Annotated in this window: 22 protein-coding genes and 1 other annotated feature (1 of these 23 cut by a window edge); of the genes, 1 reads left to right on the forward strand and 21 read right to left on the reverse strand. The window is 52.0% G+C overall.

Going from position 1 to position 16207, the window contains the following annotated elements:
• Positions 1 to 57: 57 nt before the first annotated feature.
• From ABIE48_RS19930 to ABIE48_RS20015, 18 genes are all read right to left on the reverse strand, one after another.
• Positions 58 to 417: a 2Fe-2S iron-sulfur cluster-binding protein gene (locus ABIE48_RS19930; RefSeq protein ID WP_145023896.1), complete on the reverse strand. Its 360-nt coding sequence runs from the start codon at positions 415 to 417 to the stop codon at positions 58 to 60.
• Positions 414 to 1055, reverse strand: a complete 642-nt coding sequence (locus tag ABIE48_RS19935; RefSeq protein WP_354519543.1) for a nucleotidyltransferase family protein — start codon at positions 1053 to 1055, stop codon at positions 414 to 416. The genes ABIE48_RS19930 and ABIE48_RS19935 overlap by 4 nt, the downstream gene beginning before the upstream one ends.
• Before the next feature lie 27 nt (positions 1056 to 1082).
• Entirely contained in the window at positions 1083 to 1385 is a 303-nt protein-coding gene (locus tag ABIE48_RS19940; protein WP_089548059.1) for a 2Fe-2S iron-sulfur cluster-binding protein, read from the reverse strand.
• A 23-nt stretch (positions 1386 to 1408) separates the two neighbouring features.
• The gene (locus ABIE48_RS19945; protein WP_076170084.1) at positions 1409 to 1588 is read right to left on the reverse strand and encodes a DUF2768 family protein; all 180 of its coding nucleotides are present in this window, start codon (positions 1586 to 1588) and stop codon (positions 1409 to 1411) included.
• A 224-nt stretch (positions 1589 to 1812) separates the two neighbouring features.
• The gene (locus ABIE48_RS19950) at positions 1813 to 2088 is read right to left on the reverse strand and encodes a stage VI sporulation protein F (RefSeq protein ID WP_076170083.1); all 276 of its coding nucleotides are present in this window, start codon (positions 2086 to 2088) and stop codon (positions 1813 to 1815) included.
• Positions 2089 to 2158: 70 nt separating this feature from the next.
• Positions 2159 to 3199 (reverse strand): NAD(P)H-dependent glycerol-3-phosphate dehydrogenase, encoded by a 1041-nt coding sequence (locus ABIE48_RS19955; protein WP_076170082.1) that lies wholly within the window; start codon positions 3197 to 3199, stop codon positions 2159 to 2161.
• Positions 3189 to 3812, reverse strand: coding sequence for a glycerol-3-phosphate 1-O-acyltransferase PlsY (gene plsY, locus ABIE48_RS19960; protein WP_076170081.1), 624 nt, complete (start codon positions 3810 to 3812; stop codon positions 3189 to 3191). The genes ABIE48_RS19955 and plsY overlap by 11 nt, the downstream gene beginning before the upstream one ends.
• 11 nt (positions 3813 to 3823) lie before the next feature.
• Complete coding sequence (gene der, locus ABIE48_RS19965; protein ID WP_089548060.1) at positions 3824 to 5146, reverse strand: ribosome biogenesis GTPase Der; 1323 nt, start codon at positions 5144 to 5146, stop codon at positions 3824 to 3826.
• A gap of 252 nt (positions 5147 to 5398) precedes the next feature.
• A complete protein-coding gene (gene rpsA / locus ABIE48_RS19970) occupies positions 5399 to 6628 on the reverse strand; it encodes a 30S ribosomal protein S1 (protein ID WP_076170079.1) in 1230 nt (409 codons plus the stop codon).
• A 123-nt stretch (positions 6629 to 6751) separates the two neighbouring features.
• The gene (locus ABIE48_RS19975) at positions 6752 to 7348 is read right to left on the reverse strand and encodes a lysophospholipid acyltransferase family protein (protein WP_285855049.1); all 597 of its coding nucleotides are present in this window, start codon (positions 7346 to 7348) and stop codon (positions 6752 to 6754) included.
• Positions 7345 to 8049 carry a (d)CMP kinase gene (gene cmk / locus ABIE48_RS19980; protein WP_192715623.1) on the reverse strand — a complete coding sequence of 235 codons (705 nt, stop codon included), beginning with the start codon at positions 8047 to 8049 and terminating at the stop codon, positions 7345 to 7347. The genes ABIE48_RS19975 and cmk overlap by 4 nt, the downstream gene beginning before the upstream one ends.
• 106 nt (positions 8050 to 8155) lie before the next feature.
• Positions 8156 to 8377, reverse strand: coding sequence for a hypothetical protein (locus tag ABIE48_RS19985; protein ID WP_192715624.1), 222 nt, complete (start codon positions 8375 to 8377; stop codon positions 8156 to 8158).
• Between the two features lie 69 nt (positions 8378 to 8446).
• Positions 8447 to 9100, reverse strand: coding sequence for a flagellar brake protein (locus tag ABIE48_RS19990; RefSeq protein ID WP_192715849.1), 654 nt, complete (start codon positions 9098 to 9100; stop codon positions 8447 to 8449).
• Between the two features lie 148 nt (positions 9101 to 9248).
• Complete coding sequence (gene ypeB / locus ABIE48_RS19995; RefSeq protein WP_145023888.1) at positions 9249 to 10610, reverse strand: germination protein YpeB; 1362 nt, start codon at positions 10608 to 10610, stop codon at positions 9249 to 9251.
• Positions 10611 to 10694: 84 nt separating this feature from the next.
• Positions 10695 to 10844, reverse strand: a complete 150-nt coding sequence (locus ABIE48_RS20000; RefSeq protein ID WP_163879344.1) for a hypothetical protein — start codon at positions 10842 to 10844, stop codon at positions 10695 to 10697.
• Between the two features lie 78 nt (positions 10845 to 10922).
• Complete coding sequence (prsW, locus tag ABIE48_RS20005; RefSeq protein WP_145023886.1) at positions 10923 to 11618, reverse strand: glutamic-type intramembrane protease PrsW; 696 nt, start codon at positions 11616 to 11618, stop codon at positions 10923 to 10925.
• Positions 11619 to 11744: 126 nt separating this feature from the next.
• Positions 11745 to 12359, reverse strand: coding sequence for a genetic competence negative regulator (locus ABIE48_RS20010; RefSeq protein WP_076170074.1), 615 nt, complete (start codon positions 12357 to 12359; stop codon positions 11745 to 11747).
• 186 nt (positions 12360 to 12545) lie between these two features.
• Entirely contained in the window at positions 12546 to 12851 is a 306-nt protein-coding gene (locus tag ABIE48_RS20015; RefSeq protein ID WP_145023884.1) for a hypothetical protein, read from the reverse strand.
• Between the two features lie 95 nt (positions 12852 to 12946).
• On the opposite strand from ABIE48_RS20015, the gene ABIE48_RS20020 reads away from it, so the two are divergent.
• Entirely contained in the window at positions 12947 to 13882 is a 936-nt protein-coding gene (locus ABIE48_RS20020) for a polysaccharide deacetylase family protein (RefSeq protein ID WP_145023882.1), read from the forward strand.
• Positions 13883 to 13935: 53 nt separating this feature from the next.
• Here ABIE48_RS20020 and ABIE48_RS20025 read toward each other — a convergent pair whose 3' ends face one another.
• From ABIE48_RS20025 to ABIE48_RS20035, 3 genes are read right to left on the reverse strand one after another with little or no spacing between them, the layout of a single operon-like run.
• Positions 13936 to 14784, reverse strand: a complete 849-nt coding sequence (locus tag ABIE48_RS20025) for a metallophosphoesterase (protein ID WP_145023880.1) — start codon at positions 14782 to 14784, stop codon at positions 13936 to 13938.
• Complete coding sequence (locus ABIE48_RS20030; RefSeq protein ID WP_145023878.1) at positions 14778 to 15221, reverse strand: hypothetical protein; 444 nt, start codon at positions 15219 to 15221, stop codon at positions 14778 to 14780. Before ABIE48_RS20030 ends, ABIE48_RS20025 begins: the two co-directional genes overlap by 7 nt.
• On the reverse strand, positions 15218 to 15811 hold the full coding sequence (locus ABIE48_RS20035) for a CPBP family intramembrane glutamic endopeptidase (protein WP_076170069.1): 594 nt from the start codon (positions 15809 to 15811) through the stop codon (positions 15218 to 15220). Before ABIE48_RS20035 ends, ABIE48_RS20030 begins: the two co-directional genes overlap by 4 nt.
• A 247-nt stretch (positions 15812 to 16058) precedes the next feature.
• Positions 16059 to 16207 (forward strand) — a binding site (T-box leader) (it continues 86 nt past the right edge of the window).

A 16207-nucleotide genomic window follows, 5' to 3' on the forward strand; every position in this document is an offset into this window, starting at 1 on the left:
TATAGTAAAGCCGATTGATACATCAAGCAGCCTGTAGCGTGTTTGTCCTGCCTGCCGCTACCACAGGTCGTCCTCCCTGTCACGGTTCCTTGCTGCTTCCAGCTGCTTGCGGACCGCCGCCTTCAGTTTGTCTTCCGGGACTGTCACCGTCACCGCCCCGCGCACTCTGGCTTGACAAGACAGCCTGATGCCGCTGCGGATCAGGGAGCCGAGCTTGCGCTTCTCCGCCTCGGCGGGAGGGGTAAGCTGTCCGGCGCTGGCGGCGTCAACCTGAACTTTGCACATCAAACAGCCCATTTTGCCCCCGCATCGCGTGGGTATGTATACACCTGCATCCCTGGCCGCATGGAGCAGCGATATGCCTTCGCGGACGAGAACGCTTTTGCCTGACGGCTGGAACGTAACTTTATGGTTCATTGGCTTTCCCGCCCGGCATGGCCTGAATCCCGGCCGTTTACCGCAAATCGTACTAACGACTCGGTATGGAGCAGTTGGGAAATGATCTGAATGTGCTCGGATTGGAACGCATTATCCGTGAGCAGATCCTCCAGGAGCGGTAAATGGGCCTGCAAATCTGCCCGCATGGCAGCGGCAATCGCCGTGTACCGGTCCTCCCGGTTCCGAAGGACATTAAACAGCAGCTCATGGCTGAGCGGCATCAGCGGAATCCGTATTGAGTTTAGTTTCGCATGGACGCCCGCAGGGGCCAGCCTCCGGTTAATTTCAACCTTATAATGCGAACCCTTCGCCTGGACTTCGAACTCTCCCACCAGTTCCAGCGTGTACCGGCTCAACTTATAATGGCTTAACACGGACCTGTATTGATCCGTAACGCTCAGGACCGGCTGATCCACCGCCCGCCCTGCGAGGGCATGGTGAAGCTCCGATACGGAGGCCGAATCGGCGTAGATGTCAATATCGCGTGGCGGTTTATCCAAATGCACGTCCTGCAGCAAAAGCCCGCAGCTTCCGCCAATTAACCAGCAGGATGAAGTTTGCGACAGCGCATGAGAGGCGTCATGCAGCGCTTGCTGTAATTCGGCTGGGATCTGCACGGCACACACTCCAATCTTCCGGTCCATTTAAAAATACGTTTTGTTTCTGGCTACGATTTTTCCCGCCGTCTTGACCACGGCTTGGCACCCTAGACGATAGCCCTCGTCAAACTCTTCCGGGTCGAGGCGAAGATGTTCCGCTTTCGTCGGTTCCTCCAGGTGCTCCGCCCCCTCGGAAATCAGACAACGGCAGCGGGCACAGGTACCGCGGGTGCAGAGGTGCTGCCAGTCCACTTTGTTGTCCTTCGCATGCTGAAGGATGCTTTTGCCCGGTTCAGGCACGACGGTTTTCTCGATTGTTCTTCCAATTAGCTGTAATGCTGCTTCCATGTTCGTTATCCACCGTTCCTTTGCTACATTAATGCTGCCATTCCGCCCAAAAATCCGACCACCATAATGACAAATGCGACCAAAGAGAGGGCTCCCCGAAGAACCCCCTTTGTTTTGGTTCGGGCGAAGGTAATGAGAAAGACGGATAGCCCCATAATCAAGATGGCGATCAGGGATACCCACATTTTTGTCATTGGATCCATACGCTAAAACTCTCCAATCTGTTCCATCATTAACCGTATTATAACACGAAACTTGTCCAATTTCGCAAAATGGGCCCACAAAGTAAGGCTCGGTCAGCAGTCCCCGTACTTCTTCCTCTCATCGGAACAGCAGAGACGATTTGGCACATATAAAAAAAGAGCGAAAAGCCCTGCAGCCTCCGGCTCCAAAGACTTCATGCTCTTTTTTCGTCTGACCTATATGATTATTTCTTCATCATCATTTTCATCAACGCTTCCATGTTTTCAGGATTCATCCCGCTTTTCTTCACAGCGCTGATGATATCCTTGATGGTTTCCTCGCTGACGGGAACGTTGGCCATCGCGGATACTTGTTTAATCAGCTGACGGAGCTGGGCCTCGTTTTGCATGGTCGACGGCTTAACCGTGCTGGCCAGTTTTTTGACGGCACTTTCAGAGATGTTTTTGCCCGTTTTCTTATTGATCGCCTTCAGCGCATCCCTAGAAATGTTTTTGCTCAATGTCTTCTCCCCTCCTCCGGCATTCCTCAACCCTAATATATGAGGAAGTGCGGAAAAAGGTGAATAAGCATTAACGGTGCCACTGCTCCCACGTTTCCAGCTTCATCGTCTCCATTTCGGTCTTCGGGTCCCGGCCCATGAGCGCCTCGACGGCAATGCGCGGATTCCGGTTCAAAAAGAGCACGTGGTACAGCTGATCGGCTATCGGCATCTGTACGCCGTATTTTTTCGAGATGTCATGCGCCGCTTGGGTCGTCCGGACACCTTCCACCACCATGCCCATCGAATCCAGCACCTCATCGAGGTTTTTGCCTTGACCGAGCATGGAGCCTGCGCGCCAGTTCCGGCTGTGCCTGCTCGTTGCCGTGGCCACCAGGTCCCCGACGCCCGCGAGGCCGGAGAACGTGAGCGGGTTCGCTCCCATTTCCACGCCGATCCGGGTGATTTCAGCCAAACCTCGCGTCAGCAGCGCCGCTTTTGCGTTGTCCCCGAAGCCAAGTCCATCCGACATGCCCGCGCCGAGGGCAATGATGTTCTTCAGCGCTCCCGCGAGCTCGACCCCGACCATATCCCGGTTGGTGTATACGCGGAAGTCGGAATTCATAAACAAGTCCTGCGCGGCGACCGCCTCGCTCTCGGTCAGTGATGCGACCACAACGGTGGTCGGGCACCGCTTGACGACCTCCTCCGCATGGCTAGGACCGGACATGACTACGATTCTTCCCTCTTCGCAGCCCAGCTCTTCAGCGATGACCGTAGACATCCGCTTCAACGTTTCGGTCTCAAAACCTTTCGTCGCATGGATCACGAGCATATCCTTCTGCCAATGAGCGCTTAAGTCCCGCGCCACCTGACGCATCGCTTTGGATGGGGCAACGATAACTACGGCCTTCGCCCCCGACACCGCTTCCCCCATGTCGCTTGTCGCTTTTAAATTGACCGGCAGCTGAGCGTCCGGCAGATAGCGGTTGTTGGTATGCTGCTCATTGATTTCCTTGACCTGATCCGGATTTCGGCTCCACAGCACAACCTCCGGATGGTTTGCAGCCAGCACGCTGGCCAAAGCCGTTCCCCAGCTGCCCGCGACCAATACAGCCACTTTATTTGACAATCCCTTTACCCCCTTTGGGCCCTCCGGATCCGATTTTGTTTTCCCGGCCCTGAAGAATTTTCACAATATTGCTCCGATGTCTCCAGAAGGCAAATAAACAAATAATGAGACTGGTCCAAAAAATCGGCCAGGCATAACCCAAAATGAGCAAAAATACAGGCGTAAGCGCCACGAATACCAGCGATCCCAGCGACACGTACCGTGTAACCACGATCAGCAGAATGGCGATAATGCCGGCATACAGTGCTGGCAGAAAGCTCAGTGTCGCCATGACGCCAATGGTCGTCGCAATGCCTTTGCCCCCGCGGAAGTGAAAATACACCGGCCAGTTATGCCCGACGATCGCACCGATGCCGCATAATGCGGGAACCCATGCCTCGCCTCCGCCCATCCACACGCCGATCCAGACCGCCGCAATTCCTTTAAGGACGTCCAGCGCCAGGACCAGAACGGCCGGTCCCTTCCCCAGTATGCGCAGCGTATTCGTCGCTCCCGCATTACCGCTGCCGTGCTGGCGGATGTCGATCCCTTTCAGCAGCTTGGCAAGGACGACGCTGAAGCTGATGGAGCCGAGCAAGTAACTCAGTATAATGGCGATGATCTGTAGAACCAAGCTATTCTCCCCTAACTTTCATCCGATTTGCGCCGAGTAAAGATGCGTATAGGCGTTCCTTCAAAATCAAAAGCAGACCGGATCTTGTTCTCCAAATAACGCTCGTAAGAGAAGTGCATCAGTTCCGGATCGTTCACGAAAATGACCATCGTCGGCGGCTTGACCGCAACCTGCGTCGCATAGTTGATACGCAGACGGCGCCCCTTGTCCGTCGGAGGCGGATTAATCGCTACGGCGTCGGATACGACGTCATTTAAGAGATGCGTCTGCACCCGCAGCGAATGCTGCTCAGCGACGTGCTGAACGACCGGCAGAAGCTTGTGGAGCCGCTGCTTCGTTTTGGCGGACAGAAACAGAATCGGCGCATAGGTCATAAACAGGAAATGATCGCGGATCTTTTTCTCAAACTGGTGCATCGTCTTGTCATCCTTCTCGACGGCGTCCCATTTATTGACGACAAAAAGAGAAGCTTTGCCGGCCTCGTAAGCGTAACCAGCAATATGCTTATCCTGGTCGATGATCCCTTCTTCGCCGTTAATGACGACAAGCACCACATCCGCTCTTTCGATGGCGCGCATCGCCCGCATAACGCTGTACTTCTCGGTCGTTTCGTATACTTTTCCGCGTTTGCGCATACCGGCGGTATCGATCAGCACGTAACGCTGCCCGTCCCGCTCAAACGGAGTGTCAATGGCATCCCGGGTCGTTCCCGCAATATCGCTGACAATGACGCGTTCTTCGCCAAGGATCGCATTTACGAGCGACGATTTGCCGACATTCGGCCGTCCGATCAGTGCAACCCGAATCACGTCCTCATCGTACTCGTCATCCGTCAGGTCTGGCAAAATATCTACAATAGCGTCCAGAAGATCGCCGATCCCGGTTCCGTGACTGCCGGATATCGCGATCGGGTCCCCAAAACCGAGGCTGTAAAACTCGTAAATGTCGTCATTGCGCTGCAAATTGTCCACTTTGTTTACGGCCAGCACGATCGGTTTTCCGGACCGGAAAAGCATCTGGGCTACTTCTTCATCAGATTGGGTTACGCCGCTCTTGGCATCGCACATAAAGACGATGACGTCGGCTTCTTCGATGGCAAGCTCAGCCTGCATACGGATCGATTTCAAAATTACATCGTCACCGTCAATTTCAATACCTCCCGTGTCAATGACACTGAAAGGTTTGCCGTTCCATTCGGCAACGCTGTAAATCCGGTCACGCGTCACTCCCGGCTTATCTTCTACAATGGCCAGCCTGTCCCCGACCAAACGGTTAAAAATGGTGGATTTCCCCACATTAGGCCTGCCCACGATTGCCACTACGGGTCTTGCCATAGTCACTCCTCCTGTCAATTCTTACGATAATCATCATAGCAAAAAACGTTTCTTTTGGCTAACCTTTCATAGGAATAGCCGAATGTTAATTGTATTTTTCCAAAGCATACACAGAACCATGCATGGCCGATTCTTTGGATTTAATGATCGAACATCCCGAACCAATTTGCCCGAGTCAGCATACTTGCTAATCTAAAAAAAAATCGGTAAACCCGTGTAAGGGTTCACCGATTTCAATTTTGGAGGCCCAAATCATTTAAATTTGCTGAGTTTGTCTCCAAAACGTTCACCGAGTGTAATGCTGAGGCCTTGGTTGCTGAGCGATACGTTCGGGTTGTCTTTCAGATCATCCTTGTGCGCGCTGCTCTTCGGTGCTCTTTCCGGTCTTGGAGCTGCCGCAGGAGCTTCCTCGGTTTCCTTGATGCTAAGGCTTACGCGCTTTTCAGCCGTGTTGATGTCCAAGATTTTGACTTGAACCTCTTGGCCTTCTTTGAGCACTTCATGCGGTGTGCCGATGTGCTTATGGGAAATTTGCGAAATATGAACAAGTCCTTCGACACCTGGCGCCAGCTCAACGAAAGCACCGAAAGTGACAAGACGCTTCACTTCGCCTGTTACTACATCGCCGGTATGGAACTTGTCGGCTGCGGATTCCCATGGTCCTGGCTGGGCAGCCTTGATGCTCAGGCTGATTTTGCCTTTTTCCGGATCAACTTTGAGAACTTTTACCTTCACTTGGTCGCCTTCGGACACGACATCGGAAGGTTTGTCCACATGATGCCAAGCCATTTCGGACACGTGAACCAGTCCGTCAACGCCGCCCACATCAACAAAGGCGCCGAATTGAGTCAGACGCTGTACTGTACCTTCGATTTCTTGTCCTTCTTGGAGTTCACCCATCACTTTTTGCTTGTTGGCTTCGAACTCTTCTTCGAGAACGTCTTTTTGCGACAGGATCACTTTGTTGTTCTCACGGTCAAGCTCTTTTACCTTCACGCGCAGCGTGCGGCCTTTGTAGTCGCTGAAGTCTTCAACGAAATGACGCTCTACCATGGAAGCCGGGATAAATCCGCGTGCGCCCACGTCTGCGACGAGACCGCCTTTTACCACGTCAGCTACGGTAACTTCGAAAGCGTCCTGAGCTTCGAAATGCTTCTCGAGCTCATCCCAAGCATTCTCGCTGTCGATCGCGCGCTTGGAAAGAACGAGTCTTTCCTTCTCGTCGTCGATGCTGACAACCTTGCATTCCACTTCCTGACCAACCTGCACCGCTTCGGATGCGTTGTCAAGGTGTACGGAAGACAGTTCGCGGACCGGAATGACGCCGTCATATTTATATCCAATGCTTACATAAGCTTGGTTGTCCTCCAGTTTGACGATCGTGCCTTTCACGGTGTCCCCTTTTTTCAAGGATACGAATTGATCCAATTCCTCTTGGTTTACCGCTTCTGCAGTTTCTTGATTTTTCGTTTCTTCCGACATGTCAATACCCTCCTCAATTCAAAAAAACCCATTTATTCAAACCTGCTGACGCAGAGTTCAAAACATCATAAAGCAGTACGAATCATATGTTTCCAATAAGTGCTTGTGTTCATGCACGCCCGGCTAATTCCCCGAAGGTCTTCCGGTCTTCTCCATTTCATGGATCCGGTCCATGATGCGTTCTGTCACCAACTCGAGCGGATCGCCATCCACCTCGCCGCTTTTCAGGTCATCCAGGACGATAGGTTGTCCATACACGATTTTCATTTTTCTGAAAATCTTGTAATCGCCGATAATCGCGGCCGGCACGACGGCGGCATTGCCGCGGAGCGCAAACATGGCAGCCCCTTTCTTGGCGGCGCCAGTGTCGGAGAAGCGCGTGCCTACCGGAAAGATGCCCATGATTTCACCGCCGCGCAAAATGGAGATGGAGGTCTTGAAGGACTCTTTGCTGACTCCTCCCCGTTTGACGGGAAACGCTCCGAACTGGGTGATCAGCCATCCCAGTACGGGAACTTTGAACAATTCTTCCTTGGCCATGAACTTGACCTGCCGCTTCACCTTGATCCCGACGGATATCGGATCGAGCAGACTTTTGTGATTGGAGCAGAGCAGCACCCCGCCTTCTTTGGGGATATTCTCCGTGCCGACCGCTTCAAAGCGGTACAACAAGGTGAATATTGCCCTAAGGATATCCCGGCAAAAAACGTAAATCTTCAATTCTTCTCCCCACCCCTGTACGTATTGCAGTAATCAACGATGGTGTCGACAACCTGAGATATATCCATGTGCGTTGTATCCAGGACAATGGCGTCATCGGCACAGCGAAGCGGCGAAATTTCGCGCTCTGCGTCCAGACGGTCACGTCTTTCGATATCCTTCTCAAGCTGTTCAAGTGTCAATCCTTCCGCATCGTTCATTTCCTTGTACCGGCGGAGAGCACGCTCTTTGACGCTTGCCGTCATGAAAATCTTCACTTCGGCATCGGGAAGCACGGTCGTTCCGATATCTCGTCCATCCATCACTATGCCCTTGTGCAGAGCCATCTGCTGCTGCAGCGCAACGAGGTGGCGTCTTACTCCTTCAATCTGCGAGTATTGGGATACCATCCCGTTCACCTGCAAAGAACGGATGTAAGGGGTCACATCTTCGCCGTTGACCAGAACTTTCTGCCCGTCTTCCCCGGGTATTAATTCAATCACCATCTTTTGGGTGAGTTGAAGCACTTTTTCAGGAAATTCCGGTCCAATTCCTTGCTCCATCATAAACCACGTTACGGCCCGATACATGGCTCCGGTGTCCACGTATATGTACGAGAGGGCTCTCGCCACCAGGCGGGCAATCGTGCTTTTGCCGGCCCCGGCAGGTCCATCGATCGCAATGTTGATTCTCAAGTTATCCTCTGTCCCCTGCCTAACCAAAGGGGCATTCCTCCTCAAACATAAGCCTCAAGAAAAAAGCAGGCATTGCCTGCGTCGAGAAAATTATACCACACAACCTATTCCGATGCAAAAACGTCCCTCCATTTTACTCTTTCCAATCCCTGACATCCCGCTCTTTGACAGGGATGCCGTCAAGCTTGTACACCGGGGACAAGTAAGGTCTGACCAGCTTGATATGAAGCGCCCCCTGTATGAGGATCAGCATAACGACAAGCACAATCAAAGCCCTTTTCACCCATTTGGACAAAACGTCAAAGCATTCCCCGAACAGCCGTAGATACTGCCGAACGCGATCCTGTTCATCCATCAGATACACTCCCTGAATTTTCCTACTAGTGTATCCTTGGCGGAGCAAAATATTCCCTCACCCGATCTCTCAGCGGTTCCGGAAATCAAACTGGCGCTCGAAGCAGTACCGGATCAGCTTTTGCCGCTCCATATCCGTAATCGCTTCAAACTTCAGCATCATGATTTTCCGGCCGTTGTCGAGCTGCTGGATCCGGACGACGCTGCCTTTAAACGGAACATGCTCCAGGTTTCCGTTCTTATACGGTACGAGCACCCAGCAGGACAGCATGTCCCCTTCACGGATCGCCTTGTCGGCGTCGCTATAAAAGGAAATGCCGCCCCCGCCGACATCTTCTGTACGCGTGACGAAGCGGATATTGTGTTCGGTCTGGACCGCCACCTCCAACCCGGCATTGACGCGCAAAAAGCTTCGGCGCTGGACTTTGCCGATCGACTCAGGCTCAGGCCTGCGGATTCGCACCATGCGGACGACGTCTTCCTTGAAGCCGAGCACGTAAGTATTGAAAAAATTTTTAACGCCGCCGTCGGTCAAAAAATACACCGAAAGCTCGTCACCCATGTGCAGCCGCTTCAGCTGCCCGGTCTTTTCCTGGATGGGCACCTCCATCAGAATGGACTCGTCCTCCAAATCCGTGATGCGGGACTTGTACTCCATCCCCGCTTCTTTCTGGTCTCCGGAATCCACGGAGATAAACAATTGATCGCTGATTTTAGGAAACAACAAACTCACCGCCAGCCTGTAAAATAGCATTCTATCCTGATTATACCATGTCTTTGTTCATAGGTAAGCAGTGTTTTTGCGCAATATAAAAAGCCCCTCGGCTGGTCCGAGAGGCTTTGCTCATCACTTGATCCTTGCAACTTTTTGCCTATTTCACCGCTTTTTTGTCCGAATCCTTGAGCTCCTCTACGACTCGTTCAGAGCCGTCATTGGCGTCCATGTATATCCGGTATCTGGATCCGTTAATGTTGCCTCCGAATTCGTAACAGAGAACTTCCTGGCCCGAATCGTCCTTGATCAGCGCCAGCCGGTTGTAGTTTTCCTTAAACTCGGGATTCAGCTTCTTTCGCGCCTGGCTCAAGGTCAGCTTCGGTTTTGGAATTTTACGCGCCTGGGATTGCTCGTAGACGAGATCGCTGGCCTGGAACCCGGTCACCTCGCCGTTATCGAGCCCGACCCGAACCGTCATTTTTTCCGGGTACACCAGTACGCCGTCCTGCTTGCGCACATATGTGAAGTTGCCCATATTATCATACTGGTCTGCTGTAACGGCCGTCATATCTTTATAGCCTTTACTTTGCAGAAACTGATCGGCCTTCTTGCGGGCTTCTTCCATCGTAACCGCCTTCGGTCCGACCTCCCGGTTATCGGAAAAGGAAATCAAGTGGCCGCCTTGCCGGGTGAAGTTCAGCGACAGCGGAGCAGGCCGGTTGTTGGAGCTGACGGTGGCTGTGTAGGACGCCCATTCGGTTCCTTTACCGTTTTCGGTAACTTGAACGTTGGATTGGCCTCCTCCCGCGCCGGCAAATTCGGCTGCTTTGCGCTTGATATCCTCGGGAGATACCGGCTGTGCCGACAGCTTTTTCACCGACCGCTTGTCATAGATGCTGGATACCGACGGACCCCAGTTCAATTCCGGGTACTCGCCGACCCTTTTGTCTACCGTCTTGAAGCCGTCGATAATGGTGTTGTCCAGCTTCTTGTCTTCCGTGGCCATCGCGCTTTCCACGTCCATCCAGCGCAGCCGGTTGCTGATCACCTTGGACTGCACGTCCTGGAGATCCTTGGTGATTTGTCCGGAGTTGGCGTAGAGCGCCTTCAGGTTTTTGATCTCCTCATTTGACAGCGGCTCTTTCTCCAAATTCCGCATGGAGGTCTGGTAGGAAAACTTCGATATTTTGGACAGAAACTCTTCGGTCTTGTTAAACGGCAGCATGGTGAGCGGCAGCTGGTTGATTTCGTTCTGCGCTTCGCTTGTCAGCCGCCACACGTTGACCAGCCCTTTCCGGTGCATCGCATTGGAAGCCGAGCTTACGGCCAGCGTATTGCCAAGCTCGCTGTGCAGGCGGTCCATATGATAGGACAGGTCATGAAAAGCCCGCTGATACTGGTTTTCCGCCTTGATCAGCACGGCGTTCTTCTCCTGGTTCTCTTGGTACCCCCACACAAACGCTCCGATCATAAACAGGGTGACTATGGGAAATAAAACAGCGCTTAATCGCTTGTACATGTGAAGTCTCCTTTCATCAACTTAAAGCTGGTGTTAGTTTGACTAGAAGAAAGGAGTCTTATGCATCGTTTCCCAGGTATCGGTTCAAAACGGGTCTTCTTCGATATCGAACTGGCTTTGGTTGTTGCACAGGCACTGCTTGAAGCCGGTTTCGATCTTCCCGCGTTCTTTTTTGCCGCGCAGCACGTAGCGTTCCCCGCATTGCCTGCAGACGATTTTTACTTTGACACGCAAAAAAGGACACCTCCATCCTAAAAAGATTGTATCCGAATGCGGATTGTAACTTCTTAGGATAAAGTGTGCCCAATTTAATTACGTATTAACCTCTTCCTCCCGCTTCAGGAAACGGAACGGGGAGCGGTTGTTGGCCCGGTATACCTTGCCCATGCCTCCGTACCATAAAAAAGCCATCAGCGGGACGATAAACCAGATCCAATAATGCGTCATCGTGCTTAGAATAAAGTCGTAGACCCCGTGCCAGAACCACGGGATGATCATCGAATAGACCAGAAAACGCTTCGCCTTGGCTCCGGTTGAAAACCTCGCTCTGCCGAGGTAATAACCCATCATCACCCCGAACATGGCATGCCCCGATACCGGAAGCAGCGCCCGCAGGAACATCGCCCCGAAGGATGCGTGGCTGTACCAGGCATACATCACATTCTCCACAGTCGCGAAACCAAGCGAAATCGCTACGGCATACACGATTCCGTCGTACGGCTCGTCAAACTCCGTATGGTTGTATATCATGTGAAACAGCACGAACCATTTCAAAAATTCCTCAACAAACGCCGATATGACAAAAGAATCCAGATACGGATTGCCACCGATCCCCGTTGTAAGGCCCCGCTGGATGATCATGACCGGAACCACGATCATAAAACCAAGCAGAAACACCTTGATCACCATAAGCAGCGGTTCCTGATCGTATCTGTCCTTTAAATAAAAATAGGTCAGTAGGGCAAGACCCGGCGCCAATGCCGACGCAATAACCGAAAACAAAAGCACCGTTCTTAATCCCTCCACTTCCTTGCAGTGACCTTAGCGGCCCTGCCGAATGTAACTCCAGCTTCAAAGCAAAGTTCATCCCATGAAGATGAATCCTCATGGGATGTCTCAATCAGGATAACGGTGTTAATCCTGGCGCTTGAAATGTGTGCAAATGACGTCAACCGCATTCTCGGCAATGACGACTTTGCCATATTCCTCAAGTACGGCTTCCGTATAGGATGCAGCTTCTCCGAACTCGGCAAGAACCGCGATCAGCGAAGGAAGCTGATTAGCGTCGATTTCTTCTGGGTCCATGTACAGTACCCATTTATCTCTATAATGATAAAGCCGCCCGGCTTCGGTGATATGTCGTTGAAGTACGTGTGCAGCTTCGATCAGCACTTCGAAGTCGTTAAAAGCATACACGATGGAGTCGCTTTGTTCAAGCGTGACTTCCATTTCGTAAACTTCTTCAGGGAGTTCATCTTCACCCAGTTGACTGTACTGATGATGATCGTATTTCCCCCGGGTCACGATGACGACCATTCCTTGAGCAGGAAGGGCAAACACTTCCACGGCGAGCGGTCCCGTTGCATCAAAGCCCAGTTCGTTATAGGCCTGATCCATCATTTCGGTAAACAGCTCGTGCACCTTCGGGATTTCTTGCCACATGTCCTCCTTCTGGATGCCCCGTTCACTCAGGTCGTCAAACGTAAGGAAAATCCGTATCTTATCTGAGCTTAAGCGTTCTATTTTCATGACAGGATCCTCCTTGTAAGCATTGTTATAACAAATTATGATGTCTCCCATAATATGTGCTGAAAATAGTTCTATGTAAGTATGTTATCATTATATAACCATAAATGCACGCTGTAAAATGGACAAAAAAAGAATCATTTGGAGCGGATAACCGCCCTTTAAATGATTCTAATGGGTTTGACGCGTTTACAATCCAGGTATCACCGTATTTGTCTCTTTCAGAATCATGTCCACTTCCCGCTTGACATCCGGATTGGTGCGGATAAAATCTTTAATCTGGGTAACGCTCGATCCCTTGGAATACGAATCGTTGTGAGAACCATGAGTGTCGTGACGATGGGACGAGCCCATGCCGATGTTTGCCATGTCCATCATTTTGTCCTTGGCATTGCCACCCATGACGGACGTAATCATACGTCCCCGGTTTCTGGACAACAGCGTCGTTGCAGCAGCACCAACCAAAATACCGCCAATAAAAGCAGAAGTGTTCATTTAGGTACAACCTCCTTATGGGATGAAGTCGAATATATTTTGAGCGAATATGGTCCTGCTCATGCGGCATAAATTCAGGAAAGCGAGATGAAATCATGGTTAAAATTACGGCGGCGCTGGCTCTATGCTCACTGCTCATCCTTAGCGCCTGCGAAAACGAGGGGCAAAAAGACCAAAAGGCTGTCCCTCCGGCTCAAACAAGCGAAGTACATACAAACAATTCAGGCAGCACCACAACAAACGGGACGTCCGGCGTTCAACCCGGCGGATCGGTCCCGGAAAATTCTCCGGAAACGAATAAGGATCAAACGAATAACGATCAAACGAATCAAGGCAGCGCAACCAAGCCGGATTCCAACGATCAGCAGACGGGTACAAAAGCGGTAACGGTGCAGTATCGCATGAATAAAGCTTACGATATCGTTCCGAGTGTTGAAGGGATTCCGAAAAAAGTCGTACTGCTAACCTTCGACGACGGCCCTAAAAAGGCCGAAATGATCAACGGGTTGATCGATACGCTGGACAAGCATCACGCCAAGGCGATATTTTTTGTCAATGGATACCGCGTCAAGCAGCATCCCGAGCTGTTGAAATTAATAGCGGAACGCGGGCAGACCATCGGCAACCACAGCTGGGATCACATCATCCTCAAAAATAAGCCCGAAGCGGAAGTACGCAGGCAAATCGAGGATACGCAGCAGATCGTCAAGGCAACCGTTGGCAAAGCGCCTGTATTTTTCCGTCCCCCCAATGGGGCTGGTGGTGATACCGGCAAGAAAATCGCCAAGGAGAACGGTCTCCTGTACATGACCTGGTCCAACGGCTCGCTCGATTGGACGATGAGCTCCAAAAGCAGCGGCAATGCCGACAAGGTTGTCTCGAACGTGCTGGACCAGCTGCACAGCGGCAGCAACATTTTAATGCATGAGCTTCCGTGGACCGTCGAAGCGCTGGATACGCTCCTTACCAAACTGGAAAGCAAAGGCTACACCTTTGTAGATCCCGAAAGCATCGATACTCAAATCAAGTAAGGAATCATGCAATGCACAAAAAAGCAGCCGGCATATCGGCTGCTTTTACTCGTTTATCTGTGTTTTTCTATGGGTTCTGTCCTTAGCGTAAGGACATGCATTTCTGCAGGGCAGCACAGGCGGAGCGGAACGCGTCTTGTGCCGAAACCACGGCTGATCAGCATGCGCGGCCGGCGGACCTCCGCTTCCGGCTGCTCCCATTCAAACCATCCCGAAGCATACTTCCGGTAAAATTGATTCAGCCGGACCGGTCCGAGCCAAGGCAGCGTAATTTGTCCGCCATGGGTATGGCCGGCAAGCACAAGGTCCGCCTGGATCGTCTTCTGCTTCTGCAGCCAGGCCGGGTCATGAACGGCCAGGATGCGGCATTCCGCACCGGCATCACGGACAGGCAGCTGTGGAACCGGAGGATAATCGTTTCGTTTGTACCGCGGATAATCAACACCGGTTAACCAGATGCGCGCGCCGTTTCGCAGCAGAGGAACGTTCTCATCCCGCAGTAAAGTGACTCCGCATGCGTTCATCAGCTTTTCCAAACCTTCCGGCTCGGCCTTATAATCATGGTTGCCGTATACGGCATACACCGGGGCGATTTCGGCTAGCAGCCTTAAGTTGTGCTCCACCTGGCTCAACGGTACATTCCGTTCCATAATATCCCCGCCAAGGATCACCCAATCAACCGTTCCGGCCAGCTGCCGAATCGTTTTCCCCGTCAACCTCCTGCTATGCAGATCCGATATGAACAGGAGCTTGCTGCCGTCAAAGGGCTTTGGCAGCCTCTCCAGCCTCACGTCGGCCTGCTGCACCAGCTCCAGCCTCGCCTCATACGACATCCTGGCGTAAAGCGCTGCAGCCGCAGCCACGACGCCTGCCCCCGCCCAAACGAGCCAGGGGGTTACCATAGGTCCTCCAGCGGGGGTGCGCCCTTAATTCCCCAATAAACAAGAAATGCCGTTAAACCGATAAATAAAAAGATTAAAGAGTTCGTAAAATATTTACTGATCTTGATTCGCCGGGAACCATAAGTGTCCGCCCTTGCCGGAACGGCGGATTCGCCTTCCGTCTCCCTTTTTCCGGCAGTCCGGTTACTCCGACGGGACTGCGGGGCTGCCGCCGAGCCGGAAGCGGCTGCAGCAGTTCTGGCGGTCGCCGGCCGCTTCCCTGCATTTCCTGCCGTTTTTCCGCGTCTCAGCGTTCCGGCCGCCCGTGTTGAAGACGTCTCTGCTGCCTTGGACTTGGGCGGAGTCCGTTTACCGGCACCGGCTGAAGGCGCCTTTTTTACCGGGGTCTTCTTCCGATTTTTTCTGTACGTTTCAACTCTGCTCAATTCGCTGTTCATGCTTCCCTCCGAAATCGAATCACTAGCCCGGATACACAATCAATCATAAAATGGCATAAGACCGGGGCAAGCAGTGTTCCGGAATGTATGTAGATATATCCGAGGCCGTAACTGCTCAAAAAAACCCAGCCGGTTGGAATCCAGTGCTTCAAATACCGGACGTGAATGACCGCAAATAATATACTGGTCCAATACGGACCGAACGCATGCTGTACGGCTCCACGGAACAGCAGCTCCTCGCATACCGCCACGACCGCGGAGATGACTATAATATGCCATACGGGACGGCGCTGGAACAGCATGTTGTTGATTCCGCCGTCATCCATCACTTCCTCCGGTGTAATCCGGGAGACGAGGAAATCGACGGCAAACATAACGGCGGCCAGCCCAAGCCCCCATGCCGCAACTTGTCCGGGATGCTGAAGCTGAAACAAGGCAAGCGGATTTCTTCGCTGCAGCAGAATCCATACGAGACCGATCAATAAGGTTAGGCCCTGGGTGATATACAGATTGATCAGAAGTAGACGGTCATTCAGCTGTTCAGGCTTAGCCTGCTGAATTTTGGGTAATTTCCATTTCCTTTTTTTCATGATGAGGCCTGCCTGTCTATTAAGTTTCTGTTACTAGAGTGGTTGCAAACATCCCACAACGTGAAGGTTTTACTCCAACATCTGTTTGTGTTCTGCGGGACCCCCGAAATATACGATTTAACTTTGTTAAAAAAGTCCTCCCAGCATTAGAATCATAGCAGATTAAGAGCAGAACATTCAAGGGAAGCACTTTTACCTATTGACACGCCTGATAGGCCCGTGATACATTATGGAAAAATTAATTGAGCGAAACACGATGAAGGAAAGAAGAGGCTTTATCGTCTCCAGAGAGCCGGTGGTTGGTGCAAACCGGTGACAGAGAAGTCATCTTTAGCGTTCCAGAGCAATTGCATTGAACTACCCAGTAGGTGCAGTCGGATGATTCCGTTATCAATC

The sequence above is a fragment of the Paenibacillus sp. OAE614 genome, assembly GCF_040546645.1.
Classification (GTDB): Bacteria; Bacillota; Bacilli; order Paenibacillales; family Paenibacillaceae; genus Paenibacillus_AQ; species Paenibacillus_AQ favisporus.